At 45.5% G+C, this 14166-nt stretch carries 11 protein-coding genes and 1 CRISPR repeat array (1 of these 12 running past the window's edge); of the genes, 6 read left to right on the top strand and 5 right to left on the bottom strand.

Annotated features, from left to right (window positions below; genetic code table 11):
• A CRISPR array of direct repeats spans positions 1-903; the repeat unit is 30 nt; unit sequence GTTTGACAGTAACATGAGATGTATTGAAAT (it extends 904 nt beyond the left edge of the window).
• A gap of 182 nt (positions 904-1085) precedes the next feature.
• From ACQ5BJ_RS06795 to ACQ5BJ_RS06785, 3 genes are all read right to left on the bottom strand, one after another.
• Positions 1086-2384, bottom strand: coding sequence for an ABC transporter substrate-binding protein (locus tag ACQ5BJ_RS06795; RefSeq protein ID WP_430109213.1), 1299 nt, complete (start codon positions 2382-2384; stop codon positions 1086-1088).
• A gap of 255 nt (positions 2385-2639) precedes the next feature.
• Positions 2640-3839 (bottom strand): ABC transporter substrate-binding protein, encoded by a 1200-nt coding sequence (locus tag ACQ5BJ_RS06790; RefSeq protein ID WP_430109457.1) that lies wholly within the window; start codon positions 3837-3839, stop codon positions 2640-2642.
• A 260-nt stretch (positions 3840-4099) separates the two neighbouring features.
• Positions 4100-4531 carry a hypothetical protein gene (locus ACQ5BJ_RS06785; protein ID WP_005546411.1) on the bottom strand — a complete coding sequence of 144 codons (432 nt, stop codon included), beginning with the start codon at positions 4529-4531 and terminating at the stop codon, positions 4100-4102.
• 911 nt (positions 4532-5442) lie between these two features.
• On the opposite strand from ACQ5BJ_RS06785, the gene ACQ5BJ_RS06780 reads away from it, so the two are divergent.
• Positions 5443-5904 (top strand): macro domain-containing protein, encoded by a 462-nt coding sequence (locus ACQ5BJ_RS06780; RefSeq protein WP_268619915.1) that lies wholly within the window; start codon positions 5443-5445, stop codon positions 5902-5904.
• Between the two features lie 63 nt (positions 5905-5967).
• On the opposite strand, the gene ACQ5BJ_RS06775 is transcribed toward ACQ5BJ_RS06780, so the two are convergent.
• The gene (locus ACQ5BJ_RS06775; protein WP_268600402.1) at positions 5968-6345 is read right to left on the bottom strand and encodes a BsuPI-related putative proteinase inhibitor; all 378 of its coding nucleotides are present in this window, start codon (positions 6343-6345) and stop codon (positions 5968-5970) included.
• 894 nt (positions 6346-7239) lie between these two features.
• The gene (locus tag ACQ5BJ_RS06770) at positions 7240-8037 is read right to left on the bottom strand and encodes a bacterial surface protein (RefSeq protein ID WP_430109209.1); all 798 of its coding nucleotides are present in this window, start codon (positions 8035-8037) and stop codon (positions 7240-7242) included.
• A gap of 256 nt (positions 8038-8293) precedes the next feature.
• Between ACQ5BJ_RS06770 and ACQ5BJ_RS06765 the strand changes: the two genes are divergently transcribed.
• The 5 genes from ACQ5BJ_RS06765 (at position 8294) to ACQ5BJ_RS06745 (ending at position 14125) form a co-directional block, all read left to right on the top strand.
• The gene (locus tag ACQ5BJ_RS06765) at positions 8294-9520 is read left to right on the top strand and encodes an acyl-CoA dehydrogenase family protein (RefSeq protein ID WP_430109207.1); all 1227 of its coding nucleotides are present in this window, start codon (positions 8294-8296) and stop codon (positions 9518-9520) included.
• A 66-nt stretch (positions 9521-9586) separates the two neighbouring features.
• Positions 9587-10363, top strand: a complete 777-nt coding sequence (locus ACQ5BJ_RS06760; protein ID WP_040735814.1) for an SDR family oxidoreductase — start codon at positions 9587-9589, stop codon at positions 10361-10363.
• A gap of 85 nt (positions 10364-10448) precedes the next feature.
• Positions 10449-11534 (top strand): phosphotransferase family protein, encoded by a 1086-nt coding sequence (locus ACQ5BJ_RS06755; protein WP_005546424.1) that lies wholly within the window; start codon positions 10449-10451, stop codon positions 11532-11534.
• A gap of 65 nt (positions 11535-11599) precedes the next feature.
• Positions 11600-12379 carry an enoyl-CoA hydratase/isomerase family protein gene (locus tag ACQ5BJ_RS06750; RefSeq protein ID WP_005546426.1) on the top strand — a complete coding sequence of 260 codons (780 nt, stop codon included), beginning with the start codon at positions 11600-11602 and terminating at the stop codon, positions 12377-12379.
• Positions 12380-12439: 60 nt separating this feature from the next.
• A complete protein-coding gene (locus tag ACQ5BJ_RS06745) occupies positions 12440-14125 on the top strand; it encodes a long-chain fatty acid--CoA ligase (RefSeq protein ID WP_430109203.1) in 1686 nt (561 codons plus the stop codon).
• The last annotated feature ends 41 nt before the right edge of the window (positions 14126-14166 follow it).

Below are 14166 nucleotides of genomic sequence, written 5' to 3'. Positions count from 1 at the left end.
TTCGAACACTACATAGAAAGTTTGACAGTAACATGAGATGTATTGAAATGCTCTTCGTAACATTCTGACTTGATACGATACTGTTGTTTGACAGTAACATGAGATGTATTGAAATAAGAATCCCACGGCACTTTGTCATTATGTCTTGCTTGTTTGACAGTAACATGAGATGTATTGAAATATATGTAGTTGGCATGTCGTTCCGCGTCAGCTCCTGGTTTGACAGTAACATGAGATGTATTGAAATTTTGTCTGAGTTAGGCGCAGGTTTCCATACTTTCGCGTTTGACAGTAACATGAGATGTATTGAAATTGGGGCTTACGACAGATAAAGTCGTGAGAGGATATGGTTTGACAGTAACATGAGATGTATTGAAATGGGGTGACTATGATTCCGTAGTATATACCAAGGGCGTTTGACAGTAACATGAGATGTATTGAAATCTTGTGGATGCCATACCTTAAACGTGGCCTTTGCATGTTTGACAGTAACATGAGATGTATTGAAATAAATTTGACTATGTTCCGTTCGCCTGACGCGCTATAGTTTGACAGTAACATGAGATGTATTGAAATGGACATTCAGCAAGACAGAATCGTTACGAGTAAGTAGTTTGACAGTAACATGAGATGTATTGAAATCCCTATAATATCGTATAATATCGAATTCTGTTTTGGTTTGACAGTAACATGAGATGTATTGAAATAAGTATGGTATCCATTTGGTATTGCAACATTCTGAGGTTTGACAGTAACATGAGATGTATTGATATTAGCTGGCCGTTATGCTTGCTTCGCGTTCCTCGAAGTTTGACAGTAACATGAGATGTATTGAAATTAATTAGTATCAGGGTTTAAACTGTACTCCTGAAAGTTTGACAGTAACATGAGATGTATTGAAATACTTTTAAACCGCAGGTGAAGGCCTAATGTACGAAGTTTTGACTAAACGAAGGAAGAAAGGTAGAAGTACGAGGTAATAAAATACGGCAACCCAAAAGATCGAGTAGAGCTTTAGGGCCTCCATACTCGACCTTTTAGATTTAACTTACATATGGATCACCCAAAATTGCAGCGGACAGTCCTTACTCTGAACCGTTATTCTTCTCGGATTTAGATACTTCAATAGCAGCGGCATCGACCGCTTGTTGGCCTTTTTCATCGATTTGAATTAACGCTTCATCAATGGTTAGTTTGTTGGCAATGACGTCCTCCACGATTTGGTTCCCGATACTTTTGAATGCGTTGATGATATCATAATGAATGGATTCATAAGGATTGTGATTGGATGGGGAAGCTTTAAGCATCGTCAATGGGGATAAGTCATGTCCCTTCACGGAAGCAATAAGATCGGTTCGCGCCGGAAGTCCGTGATTGATTTCCGTGGAAGTCATAGCTCCTCCTTGCACCATCCACTTCAGCAATTCCCAAGCTGCTTCCTGGCGCTCCGAAGCTGTTGAGATTCCGTAAATTTCCTTAATGAGATAGTAATCGCAGTATTCCGGCTTGCGCGGGTCTACTGGAACAGTTACCATGTCCCAATTAATAGGCTGTCCAGCACCATAAAGCTGATTGATGTCAAAATTATAAGCGGCAACGTGGGATTGCAGGGCCATAGCGGCATTGCCTGTGTAGATCGGGTCGAGTGACATCGCACCTTCGGTTTGCTGCGTTTGCTTATAGATGCGTCCAGAGCGCAGTGCGTCAATCGTTCTCCTCCATATTTCCTTCCATGCGGGGGTGTTCATCTGGATTTTCAAGGTTTCGGGGTCGATGAACCGCAATCCTTCCGTTTGTCCCCAACGCATAATGAGAGAGATTCCCACATTTTCATAGTAATTGGGCTTAAATCCGTATAAAGGCTCTCCATCATCGGTTTGCGAAGGAAATCGTGTGGCCAAGTCAAAGATATCTTTCCAAGTGGATTGATTCCTCGGAGGCGGGATTTTGTATTTGGCAAACAGATCTTTGTTATAGTAAATGGCGTAGCTAGAGAAGGTAGGCGCCAAACCGTAAAGTTGGTCTCCAGATCTGATTTTTAAGGTATCGAACATGATCGGAGTTATGTTCTTCCACGTGCCAGGCTCCTCCTTTATATACGATTCAAGATTAAGCAGCTCGCCCGAGTCGATAAGTTTCTTATAAGTGGATAAATTGTCCATATAGCGTAGATCAGCCGGTGATGACTGATCTGCCTCTGGGATAACTTGAATGCTGATAAGGGGTGATTTTTGCTCGAAGGCATGGCCATATCTCTTGTAAAATTCGTTCGGTGAAGGATATTCCACCGTGATCGTTATCGGCTTCTCAACGTTGTTTTGGCAAGCTGATAATAATAGCATTGAAAGTATAATGCCAAGTATCGCAATTTTGTTCTTCCTCATGATGATACCTCCAACGAATATAAACTGGGAGAAAGGGTGGAGATTTTATAGGTTAATTCCAAGAAGCGCTTGCCGATGATTGCTCGCTTTCACAATACAGTGAATTTCTTTTTCATTCTTTACACCCCCTCCATATATTGTGCAATTCAAATTCTGAGGTGAAAGGAGATACCTCCTGCAAGACAATGCAACGACTCGCTTGTACATTCTGGATGATGTGATTTATGTAGACAGAATGATCCGCATATATCGGAATTATTTTGGAAGCTGCTGTACCTCGTTCTGTAATTGTTTCAATGCATCTTCCAGTGACTTCCCGCCATCCAGTATGCTCTGAATCGCAGCGTTCGCCTTATCTACAAGTTGAGACGGCACTTCTTCCATGGGATGATAGGATTGCCGCAGCGCATACATGACAGATAGTCGTTCACGTTCCTCCTGATTCGTGCTCAATTCATTTTGTAGGGTGGAAAAGCCATATAAAGAACGGTAATTCCATTTCGCAACGGTACGAGAATTGAGAAACTTTACCAACTCCCAAGCTGCTTCTTTCTCTGTAGATTGAGCAGATACTGCATATAATCCGTCAATTAGAAGCGTATCGTTGTGATTGGGGCTAACAGGAAACGGAGCTAGCGCCCATTGAAACGAGGATTTTTTACGAGCGGCAAGCTGTTTATACTCTTCATATGTAACCATGGCCATTGCTTGTTTGCCAGCTAGGAAGGCGTTCATATATGCATTAAGGTCTGAACTATTGATTAATTGCCCGCTGTTCAATAGAGGGAGTGTAAGCTCCCAAATTTGCTTCCAAGGATCACTTGCAACAGTCGCTTTGGAGGGATTTCCCTGTGTTATGGCTAGGTTTTGTCCGAAGCCGACCTTCAACATGAATTCAAAGGGAGAAGGATCACTGCTAGCAAGCGCGATAAGAGAAATCCCATTTCCATCTTCCTTTGGAAATTTATTGGCCAAGAGGAGCAAGTCCTCCCAAGTCATTCCTTCGTGCGGATACTCGATATGGTACGCATCGAAAAGGTCTTTATTGTATGCGATGGCTTGTCCATGGAAGGTAGGGGGGAATCCATATAGCTTCCCGTTTCCAATCGATCGAGCATATTCGATGACTTGTGGAATGTACGCGTCCAGCGGGAAGGAATCTCGCTTTATCCATAAGTCCAATTCTTGCAAATCGTTGCGTTCTGCCATTTCCTTTACTAGTTCGGGCGGTAAGTAGATAATATCGAATTTGTTCTGCTGAACCCAATTTTCTACAGGTAACTTCTTCGTCACGAGAGGTTTCGTGGATATGATCGAAAGCCTTATATTTGGGTATTCTTGATTAAATAGGTTTCCATATCGCTTTAGAAAAGCATTTTCATTCGTATACGCAATCGTAAGCTCTGCTTTTTTGTCTTTTGAGAACGGAGGAGCATCGCTTTTTTGACATCCCATCAGGAGAATAGCCAAACATGGAATGGAAACGAGAAGTGTTGGAAAGAGTTTTCTTTTCAATAGAAACACCTCGATGAAAAAGTTTGCTTTCTAAATAAATACACTATGTTTTTTCTGTAAATCTTTTATACCATATATTGGAATTAATGTAAATAGGGGTGGTGATGGGGAGCGAGGCTGAATTGAACTGTAGGATCGTCTATTAAAAAATGAAAAGGCCGAGTCGGAGAGCTAGCTCGGACTTGACCTTTTCATTGAAACTAAAAAGCTCTGGCTGAAAGCTGATATCTATAACCGCTTCCGCCGTCATTAGGTACGATAATCACTCTATATTTGCCGATATATTTTGACGGTGGCCTAAATGACTGATTCACATAATAATTATTGGTTTTGGACGTTTTTGCCGTAGCGACTTGACGATTCTCATCATTGTAGATTTTAAGAGTCATTCCGGCTTTATCGTCGTCTCGCAAATAATACCGAATTTCATTGCCAAGGCTAGGATTGTAATCGAACGTGAACTCAACCTCTCCTTTCGATGGAATCACTCCTATTTCATCGAGCAGAAGAGCCTTTACACTGTAATCATCCTGGTTGTCGATTGAAGAAACGGTCGTCTCGTGAGCTTGTGCAGCAGGAACAGCCGCAAATACGGTTGCCGCTGCAGCCAAAGTCAGAAATGCTTTTTTCAAGTGAACAACCTCCCAAATAAGAATGATGACTGTAAAATATAGGTTTCTGAGGATAGATTAACATGAAAAGAAACATAAAGTAAATACCTAGAAGGATAGTTATTTTATCGTGGATAGGATGAATCAAAAGCCGTAATCGATAGGTTGCATAGCTTTCTCGGAACAATGCAATAGGTTGCTAGGATAGCGGAGTTGCAGAAAGGACGTCTACTAACATTTTAACATTCACCGTGTACTGGACTTTAGGCACTTTCTTGTCCTTTAAAATCGAAGGAGAGCTTTTATCATACGGAAAAAAATCGAAGGGTTATAGCTTCTACATTAGTGACGGTGAACTGAGAAGTGGACACCCCATTTTTTTATATTCTATAATGCATTCAAATTCTAGGAATCAATTGGGCGCATATCGGAATATTCCCTCACTATTCTTGTTTTAGCCCATCTATCAGGCGTTTGAATACCAAAATATTGAAGATACTTATTGGTTTCATTTAAGAGTTTCGATATAATGATGACACAGATATTTACAGCAACTGGAGGTGGAAGTAATAATGGGATGGGTATATTGGCCGGAGCTATTATTGTTAGTTGCAGGCGTAATATTAGTTCTTTTTGGTATTTATTATTGTATTCGCAAATTAATAAGTATTCCTCGCAGAGTGAAACGATTAGAGGATGTTGTTTATAAGAGTGAGAAGCAACAGTAACCTGTCATTATGGCAGGTTATTTTTTTACATCAAAATTAAATAGTTATGAATTTAGTAGGAATAGTTATTTTAGCAGGGATCTCCTGATAAAGATCGAACTATGTTCAAGGAGACAACATGCATCTTACCTTATGGGGCTTATGGTGCGTTTTATAATTCAATGAACAAAGGATAGATGTCAGATTGACAAGGAGAGGTGCCGAATGGCCGTACACGTAATCATAGGTGACTTATTGAATGCGAAGGAATCTATTATTGGACATCAGGTAAACTGCCAAGGGGTAATGGGTTCAGGCATAGCGAAGGTGCTGCGGGAAAGATACAATACATTGTATCCAAGCTACAAGCAGTATTGTGATCAACATCAAAGTCCGGATAAGCTGCTTGGCAAGTGTCATATCGTCAAGGAAGGTTCCACACATATAGCGAATCTGTTCGGTCAACTGGACTATGGCAGACAAAAGGGTAGAGTGTACACGAACTATGAGGCGCTCCGAACCTCCCTAACTACGTTAAGAGAATATGCCGTACAGAACCATCTATCTGTTGCTTTGCCATATGGTATCGGCTGTGGGTTAGCGAATGGAGATTGGAATGTTGCAAGTGAAATCCTTGAAGAGGTATTTGCCGATTATGATGTTATACTGTACAAGCTAGAAGGATAAGCTCGATCATAATCATTCTATAAAATAAAGATAGCGGACCGCATAGGGGGCGGCATTTATAGATTACAATTCAATGTCGGTGCTGATCGACAGGTGCTGAAAGGATTGCGGCTCATTCAGCTCAGGCAGGTGAATAAGGAAGATCACTTCAACTTTGTATCTGCCTTTCGGTAACGGCTTGCCTTCATTATCTTGGAAATTCCATCGCTCCAGAAAGATAATCTTTTCATCTCGTTTCAATGTCCGTTCAACTACTTCTGCGGTAAATAACTTATTTAGCGACCAACGATAAACTTCCTTGCCATCTTCATTCGTGACGATGAAGTCATACGGTTGCGAGCCGTAAGAAATGACCAGATCTGCTCCAGAAACATTTTGTATTCCGAAATGCAATGTTACGTAGTCGTTATGCTGCTCTGTTGAAAGAAATGTTGTGATCATATGACACGTCTCCTTCTCCGTTTGAACTAATGGATATCTCTGTATCTTTGTTAGATACAAAAAAATCAACCTCATCCCTCATACGCGATACTGCTGCAAAATGTTCCAATTCTACATAAGCGCGTTACACCTTAAGAAGGTGGTTCTTCTATTCTTCTCGGTTCCGCAACGATAGCGTTACCCTATGCGATATGCGGCAAAGCCGCTGCACCTGGCTTCGGTACAACGGCAGGAAATCAGTTATCAAGTTATTGTCCGGCCGTTTATTCCTTTTGCATAATCTTTACTATATACAATTCTACCAATGTTATATCCAATATGTATCATAGAATAACTTTACGATCAAGTTTGTAGCATGCAAACCACAATCCAGCCCCATATTTATGCTTCGTGAAGCCCTGTCCCCATTAATGCCCAGAATAGCAAGGCATGACGCAGGAAGCCTTTTTTCATTTTAAGATCAAATATTGAAATCTGGATGATTCCGTCCCGGCACCCGCTGCCGTCTGTTCTTGCTCCTGCATCCAACCCTCTTAATGGTAAGATGAGAATTTCCTACGAGCCTTGTTGAAAAAAGTGCCTAGGCACTTCCCATTTTGTTGAAAAGATGCAATGGGTGAACATGAAAATGCGGCATGTGTTGAGATTTTTTCAACAGTTGCTGATCGTACAAGCACATTTTCCTTAATATGGTTGGTATAATATATAAAATATGGAGAGGGGCTGGAGGGATTGAGTACGGGGGGATTTGTCCTTATGGTCATTTCGACAATCGTATCGTATACACTGGGAATATGCGTGTTGAATAAATTTCATGGACGAAAAAAATAACGGGGAAATTTTGATACGCATACTAAAAAGAGCCATAGGATGTTTTTCCTACGACTCTCACAATTATTTTATCGAATACTCATTTACTTCAAACGTTAGTATTTTATCGAAAATCACATAGTCTTTGCGGCTGCTGAACGGCCCCTTGTTATTGTTATGCTTATTTATGGCGTAGGACGTTGTACCTGAACCGGCTTGTTTATTTTCATACCAGTTGATAAAGTCGTTTACTTCTCCCATGCTTAAGTCAAACTCTTTTTCCAACCCCGTTGTCATGGTAACGACTAGAATGGCTCTCTCGCCTTGTACGGGTTCCGGTTCTGGTTTAGGTTCGGGCTTAGGTTCTGGTTTGGGTTCCGGCTCCGGTGTTTTCGGATCAAACGGTTGTAATGTGCTGCCGTCAGGCAAATCCAGAGCAACGACATATAAGTAGTCTGTCGTGTTGTTCACGATTTCAACGGAATGTTCTTTTGACGCCAAAATCGGACTTTCGTACATGATTCTCCAAGTGCTGTCATCATTCCCGATTAGCGAGAAATTTCCTGTTTTTACTCCGTCAATATAAACATCAATATCCTTCGAGCCATTGCTCCAATAATAGGAAATGAATCGGAATTGTTCTCCGACAAAATTAAATTTCATCTTCAAGCCGCTTGTGTACCTTACGTTTTTAGTACAGCTCGACACCTCGCAGACTTTCCATTGTCCCTCGTACGATATGTTGAACTCATTATAAGGGTATCTTTTCCAACCGCTCTCAGCATCTTTGGACTCTTGCCCAGTACTTGAAGCAAATGCATGAAATGAAAATGATAATACAAGAAAGATTAATAATACAACAGGCAGTAAGTATTTTTTCATGAAATTAAGTCCCCTTAAATGCGTAATATATGAACATATTATCGGGTCAAAAAGGGATTGTCTTAACATAAACTCCCATAAAATGATAGAAATAGAATATAACTGAAAAAATTATGCATTTGGTGCTTGAAGAATCGTACTCTTTAGAAGAGTTTCAACATCAAGATCGTCTTGAATAATTTGGTAATTAGATTTATAGTAAGTATGATGTCAACATACTAACCGGTCAGTATGTTGAGCGAAGGGAGGATATGCAATGAATTTCGATTATTCCGAGAAGGTTGAATCTATGCGGAAAACGTTGCTGGAATTCATGAATGATGTGGTATATCCGCAAGAACGAAAGTACGAGGAGTATCTTAGTCAGGCCGGCAGCAGATGGGAGATCCCTCCGATCATGGAACAGATGAAGGAGCAGGCTAAGCGGGCTGGTCTGTGGAACCTGTTCCTGCCGGACAGCGAATACGGTGCAGGCCTCAGCAACCTAGAATATGCGCCCCTGTGCGAGATTATGGGACGTTCCCTGATTGGCCCAGAGGTATTCAATTGCTCGGCGCCGGATACGGGCAATATGGAGGTGCTTGTGCGGTATGGGACGCGGGAGCAGAAGGAGAAATGGCTTGTTCCTCTGCTTGAAGGAAATATCCGTTCATGTTTTTCGATGACGGAACCGGATGTCGCGTCCTCGGATGCAACGAACATCGAAGCGACCATTGAACGGCAAGGCGACGAATATGTCGTAACCGGACGCAAATGGTGGTCTTCCGGTGCCGGAGATCCGCGCTGCAAGGTGGCGATCGTGATGGGGAAGACGAATCCGAACGCGCCGGTCTATGAGCAGCAGTCTATGATTCTCGTGCCGATGGATGCTCCCGGTGTAAAGGTCAAGCGCATGCTGCCGGTGTTCGGCTACGATCACGCGCCGCATGGACATGCGGAAATTGAGTATGATCGCGTACGAATACCGCTGGATTCCATACTGTGGGAACCGGGCAAGGGATTTGCCATTGCACAGGGAAGGCTCGGTCCGGGACGCATCCATCATTGCATGCGCTTAATAGGGGCAGCAGAGCGGGCACTCGAAGTGTTGTGCAAGCGCGTACGGCAGCGTACTGCATTCGGCAAGACGCTAGACCGTCAGGGCGTCGTGCAGGATTGGATTGCCACCTCGCGTATTGAGATCGAGCAGGCGCGCCTGTTGACGCTAAAGGCGGCTTACATGATGGACACGGTCGGAAATAAAGCGGCAAAAGCGGAAATTGCCATGATTAAAGCGGTCGCTCCCAATATGGCGCTGCAGGTCATTGACCGGGCCATTCAAGCGCTTGGGGCCGCAGGTGTCTGCGAAGACTTCCCGCTTGCCTCGCATTGGGCCAATGCAAGAACACTGCGCTTGGCGGACGGGCCGGATGAAGTACACAAGGCGGCCATCGCCAAAATGGAACTTCGCAAATACGAAGAGATGAAAGCGATTACGATGTAAAAAGGGTAGAGAAGATTAGATAGTACGGAACGAGACTTTAGCCTTTTCATGAATGGGGGATGGAAGGTGAACGTCAAGCAATTATTTGACTTAACGGGTAAAACGGCTGTTGTAACTGGCGGCGGGCGAGGGCTCGGAGAGCAGATTGCTCAAGGCTTGGCAGAAGCGGGGGCGAATCTCGTTCTCTGCTCGCGCAGGGTCGACGCATGTCTGGAGACGGCGGCCCGAATCCATCGGGATACGGGCTCATTATGCCATGCGATGGCTTGTGACGTCAGAAATCCGGACGACGTGCGGCGTGTGGTGGAACAGACAGCGGAAAAGTTCGGTCGCCTCGATATTTTGGTGAACAATAGCGGGGCCTCCTGGGGCGCGCCAGCTGTCGATATGCCGCTTGAAGCTTGGAATAAGGTAATGGACATCAATGCGACGGGTACGTTTTTGATGTCACAGGCGGCAGGGAAGATCATGATTGAGCAGCACGGCGGAAAAATCATTAACATCGCTTCCGTGGCAGGTCTGGGCGGTTCGGATCCGGCATGGCTGGATGCTATCGGCTACAGCGCGAGCAAGGGCGCGGTCATTGCATTCACGAAGGATCTCGCGGTCAAATGGGGCCAGCACAACATTAATGTCAATGCGATCGCGCCGGGATTTTTTCCGACCAAGATGACCCGCGACGTTCTTCTACATGGAGGCGAACAGATAGTAAGCCTTACCCCGTTGGGACGGTACGGATCTGATCGCGATCTGAAGGGGAGCGTCGTATTTTTGGCATCCGAAGCTTCCGATTACATTACCGGTGCGGTGCTGACTGTGGATGGGGGCATGACAGCCATGTAACTGTCCCTGAATCACGATCCATGGCATTGCCTCGTCCTCTTATCCAGTAAAGCTATCTTGAAAGAATGAAGGAGGTCTGCATACCATGACATCCAGGCAAGAGGCGTTACCGCAGGATACGATTCCCGTTCGCAAGGGCGAGGAGTTGAACGTTGCTGCGCTAGAAGAGCATTTACGAAATCATCTCGATATTCCGGAAGCCCCATTGGAAGTAGAGCAGTTCGGGGCGGGGCATTCCAATTTAACATACGCGATACGCAGCGGGGATTGGCAGGCAGTAGTGCGCCGTCCTCCACTGGGGCCGGTCGCTCCTAAAGCACACGATATGCAGCGCGAATATACGATTCTCTCAAGGCTGCATCCGTTTTTTTCGCTTGCGCCTCGTCCTTATTTATATTGCGGGGATCTCTCAATCATCGGCAGTCCTTTCTTCGTAATGGAGCGTCGGAACGGACTCGTGTTGGATCGAAGCTTTCCTTCGGATGTGGAATATACGCCGCAGCTGGGCAGGGATATTTCCGAAACGATGGTCGCGACTTTGGCTCGGCTGCATGAAGTTCCTTACCGTGAAACGAATCTAAGGGCGATTAGCCAGCCTGACGGCTTTATGCGTCGGCAAGTGCATGGCTGGATAGAACGTTATGAACGCGCCAAAACGGATGAGATTCAGGGGGAAGAGAAACTCAAAAAATGGCTGGCCGATTTCCTGCCGAATTCGCAGACACCGACCGTCATCCATTATGATTATAAGCTGAACAATATCATGTTCGCAGGCGACAATCTTACAGAGATAGTCGGCGTGTTCGACTGGGAGATGGCTACGGTGGGCGATCCAATGGCGGATGTTGGAGCAGCGCTCAGTTACTGGTTCGAACCGAATGATCCGCCAGAGCTGCTGCACGGCTTGGGGCATGTCCCGCTTACGGTTCGCCCGGGCTTCATGTCGCGTGCCGATTTCCTAGAGGCTTATGCGTCAAAAAGCGGTCGAGATGTATCGGAGGCCCATTACTACTTGACTTTTGCTTACTTTAAGCTGGCGGTTATCTGTCAGCAAATTTACTACCGTTGGAAAAAGGGTCAGACGAGCGATGAGCGCTTCGGCCGTTTTAATGATACCGTGCAGACGCTGATTGCACACGCCTGGCAGCAAGCCGAACGGGGCGAGCTGTAAATTAGATCACGATTATTGCGCAAGATAGAGTTGCGATTCATCACATTAGGGAGGTTCTTTGAGATATGGGCAATGAGCATTTACTTGTACAAAAAGTAGGGCATGTTCTGTCGTTGAAGCTGAATCGTCCAGAAAAGCTGAATGCGTTCAGTCCTTCCATGATTCGGGGGATAATCGAGTCGCTGGAGGAGGCGAAGAGAAACGCAGACATTCGAGTTATTTGCTTGTCGGGAGCGGGACGCGCCTTCAGTGCAGGCGGGGACGTGACGACAATGAGCGGCGCAAAGCCGAATAATGTTTACGATCACATTGGGATGTTTAATGAACTGGTACATTCCATTAAAGAAATAGAGAAGCCCGTCATCGCGGTCGTGCATGGATTCGCGGCAGGGGCAGGCTTCAATCTCGCGTTAGCTTGCGATTTGATTGTTGCAGCCAATGATGCCAATTTTGCGATGAGCTTTGCCCAAGTTGGTCTCATCTCCGATGGAGGAGGATTGTTCTTCTTGCCGCGCCTCATTGGCATACATCGAGCCAAGGAATTGCTATTCAACGCCGAGCCGATCGATGCGGAATATGCCCACCGCTTGGGTATCGTGAATAAGCTGTATCCTTTGGAACAATTGGAATCCGGTGCGCTGGAATACGCTTCGCGCTTGGCGAAGGGCCCCATTAAGGCGTATGGGATGCTTAAGAAAATCGCCGACCGGTCGCTGACTTCCTCGTTGGATGATATTTTGGAACGGGAAAGGGTTACACAAGCCATGATGGTCACGACCGAGGATCACCAGGAAGGTGTTCGGGCGTTCATCGAGAAGAGACAGCCTTCATTCAACGGTTTGTAGCACTTGTCGTTTTATTCGTTCTGAATGACAAAATGGTTAGCAATGAGGAGGCGATTTTTGATGACGCAATCCCATTATGCGCACTGGCCCGCGCGAATGCCTGTTTCCATTTCAGTTCCGGACACAACGCTTACTGACAACCTGGAGGTTTCTGCCCGCCGTTATCCGGAAAAGACGGCAATCATTTATTATAACAACTCTATTTCCTATCGAACCTTATGGAAAGAGGTCAATTTGATGGCCGCCTATTTGCTCCATCTCGGCGTAGAGCAAGGCGATCGCGTGCTGTTATATATGCAGAACAGTCCCCAATATATTATCTCCTATTACGCAATCATGCGATCCGGCGCTATCGTTGTACCCATCAATCCTATGAATCTCACCGAAGAGCTTGCTTATCTTATTGAAGACAGCGTCGCAAGAGTCGGCTTTGTCAGCCAAGAGCTGTATTCGCGTATCGAACCGTTGTTATCAGATCGTTGCCTCGAGCGCATCATTGTTGCTACCTATTCGGATTATTGCAGCAATGTAGGCGAAGAAGTGCCTGACATCGTCAGGGCACCTCGTCTTGAATCGATATCCCCTCAAGCTGTGTCCTGGACGGAAGCCATGAAAGTAGCGGCTGTACATCGGGTCTCCTTTCCGAAGACAGAGGGGAGTGATCTGGCGGTTCTTCCCTATACTTCAGGCACGACCGGCAAGCCAAAGGGCTGCATGCACACTCATAAATCCGTACAAGCAAACGTGATTTCATCAGCTTACTGGGGAGGATTGACGCCGGAGTCGAAAGGGTTGGCGACACTACCCTTCTTCCATGTAATCGGAATGATCCACGGCATGCACGTTCCCATTTTTGTCGGTGCAGCCATGGTCATCATGACGCGTTGGGATCGCAACACGGCCGCCCTATTGATGGAACGCCACAAATGTACGTATTGGACAGGAATCAGCACGATGATTATTGACTTTTTAGCCAACCCCGAGCTTTCTCAGTACGATTTGCGTTCGCTCATGCTGATTAACGGTGGTGGAACCGGGCTGCCGGAGGTCGTGGGCGAGAAGCTCTATCAAGCTACGGGCCTGCGATTTGTAGAAGGGTATGGATTATCCGAAACGATGGCGCAGACGCACTGCAATCCGCTTGATCGTCCGAAGCTGCAATGTCTTGGCATTCCAGCCTTCGGCGTAGATTCCCGAGTCATTGACCCTATGACACTCGAAGTAAAAGGACCGGGGGAAGAAGGAGAAATTATTATAGACGGACCGCAGTTATTTAAAGGCTACTGGAACGATTCAGAAGCTACGCGGGACGCTTTTGTAAAGGTGGAAGGCAAATCGTTCTTCCGCACGGGGGACATTGGGCGTTACGACGAGGATGGGTACTTCTTCATCGTAGATCGAATGAAACGCATGATTAACGCCTCGGGATTCAAGGTATGGCCGACGGAAGTGGAATCAATTCTATATCGGCATCCGGCGATTCAAGAGGTATGCGTCATCGGTATTCCGGACGAGCGCAAGGGAGAGGAAATCAAGGCTTACATCGTCCTGCGTGAAGGGGATCGCGGCAAGGTGTCGGAAGGCGATATTATACGCTGGGCGCAGGAGCATATGGCAGCTTATAAATATCCGCGCGTTGTCGAATTTGTTGCTTCGCTTCCGGTTACCGGCAGCGGCAAAATTTTGTGGCGCAAATTACAGGAGGAGGCATGGAAGAAAGCTGGGGAAAAATCGAGCTCCAGATAGAAAGTACAGTATCGACGATTTGAAATTTGAATATCCATTTG

This window comes from Paenibacillus sp. B1-35, from assembly GCF_050474385.1.
GTDB classification, from domain to species: domain Bacteria; phylum Bacillota; class Bacilli; order Paenibacillales; family Paenibacillaceae; genus Paenibacillus_B; species Paenibacillus_B alvei.
The sequence above is the reverse complement of the archived record's forward strand: the minus strand, read 5'-3'. Positions and strand labels throughout refer to the sequence as shown.

Bases quoted from the DNA above. Each gene is read 5' to 3' on its own strand.
- ACQ5BJ_RS06795 (WP_430109213.1), bottom strand. From the start codon at position 2,384: ATGAGGAAGAACAAAATTGCGATACTTGGCATTATACTTTCAATGCTA.
- ACQ5BJ_RS06790 (WP_430109457.1), bottom strand. From the start codon at position 3,839: ATGGGATGTCAAAAAAGCGATGCTCCTCCGTTCTCAAAAGACAAAAAA.
- ACQ5BJ_RS06780 (WP_268619915.1), top strand. From the start codon at position 5,443: ATGGCCGTACACGTAATCATAGGTGACTTATTGAATGCGAAGGAATCT.
- ACQ5BJ_RS06775 (WP_268600402.1), bottom strand. From the start codon at position 6,345: ATGATCACAACATTTCTTTCAACAGAGCAGCATAACGACTACGTAACA.
- ACQ5BJ_RS06770 (WP_430109209.1), bottom strand. From the start codon at position 8,037: ATGAAAAAATACTTACTGCCTGTTGTATTATTAATCTTTCTTGTATTA.
- ACQ5BJ_RS06765 (WP_430109207.1), top strand. From the start codon at position 8,294: ATGAATTTCGATTATTCCGAGAAGGTTGAATCTATGCGGAAAACGTTG.
- ACQ5BJ_RS06755 (WP_005546424.1), top strand. From the start codon at position 10,449: ATGACATCCAGGCAAGAGGCGTTACCGCAGGATACGATTCCCGTTCGC.
- ACQ5BJ_RS06750 (WP_005546426.1), top strand. From the start codon at position 11,600: ATGGGCAATGAGCATTTACTTGTACAAAAAGTAGGGCATGTTCTGTCG.
- ACQ5BJ_RS06745 (WP_430109203.1), top strand. From the start codon at position 12,440: ATGACGCAATCCCATTATGCGCACTGGCCCGCGCGAATGCCTGTTTCC.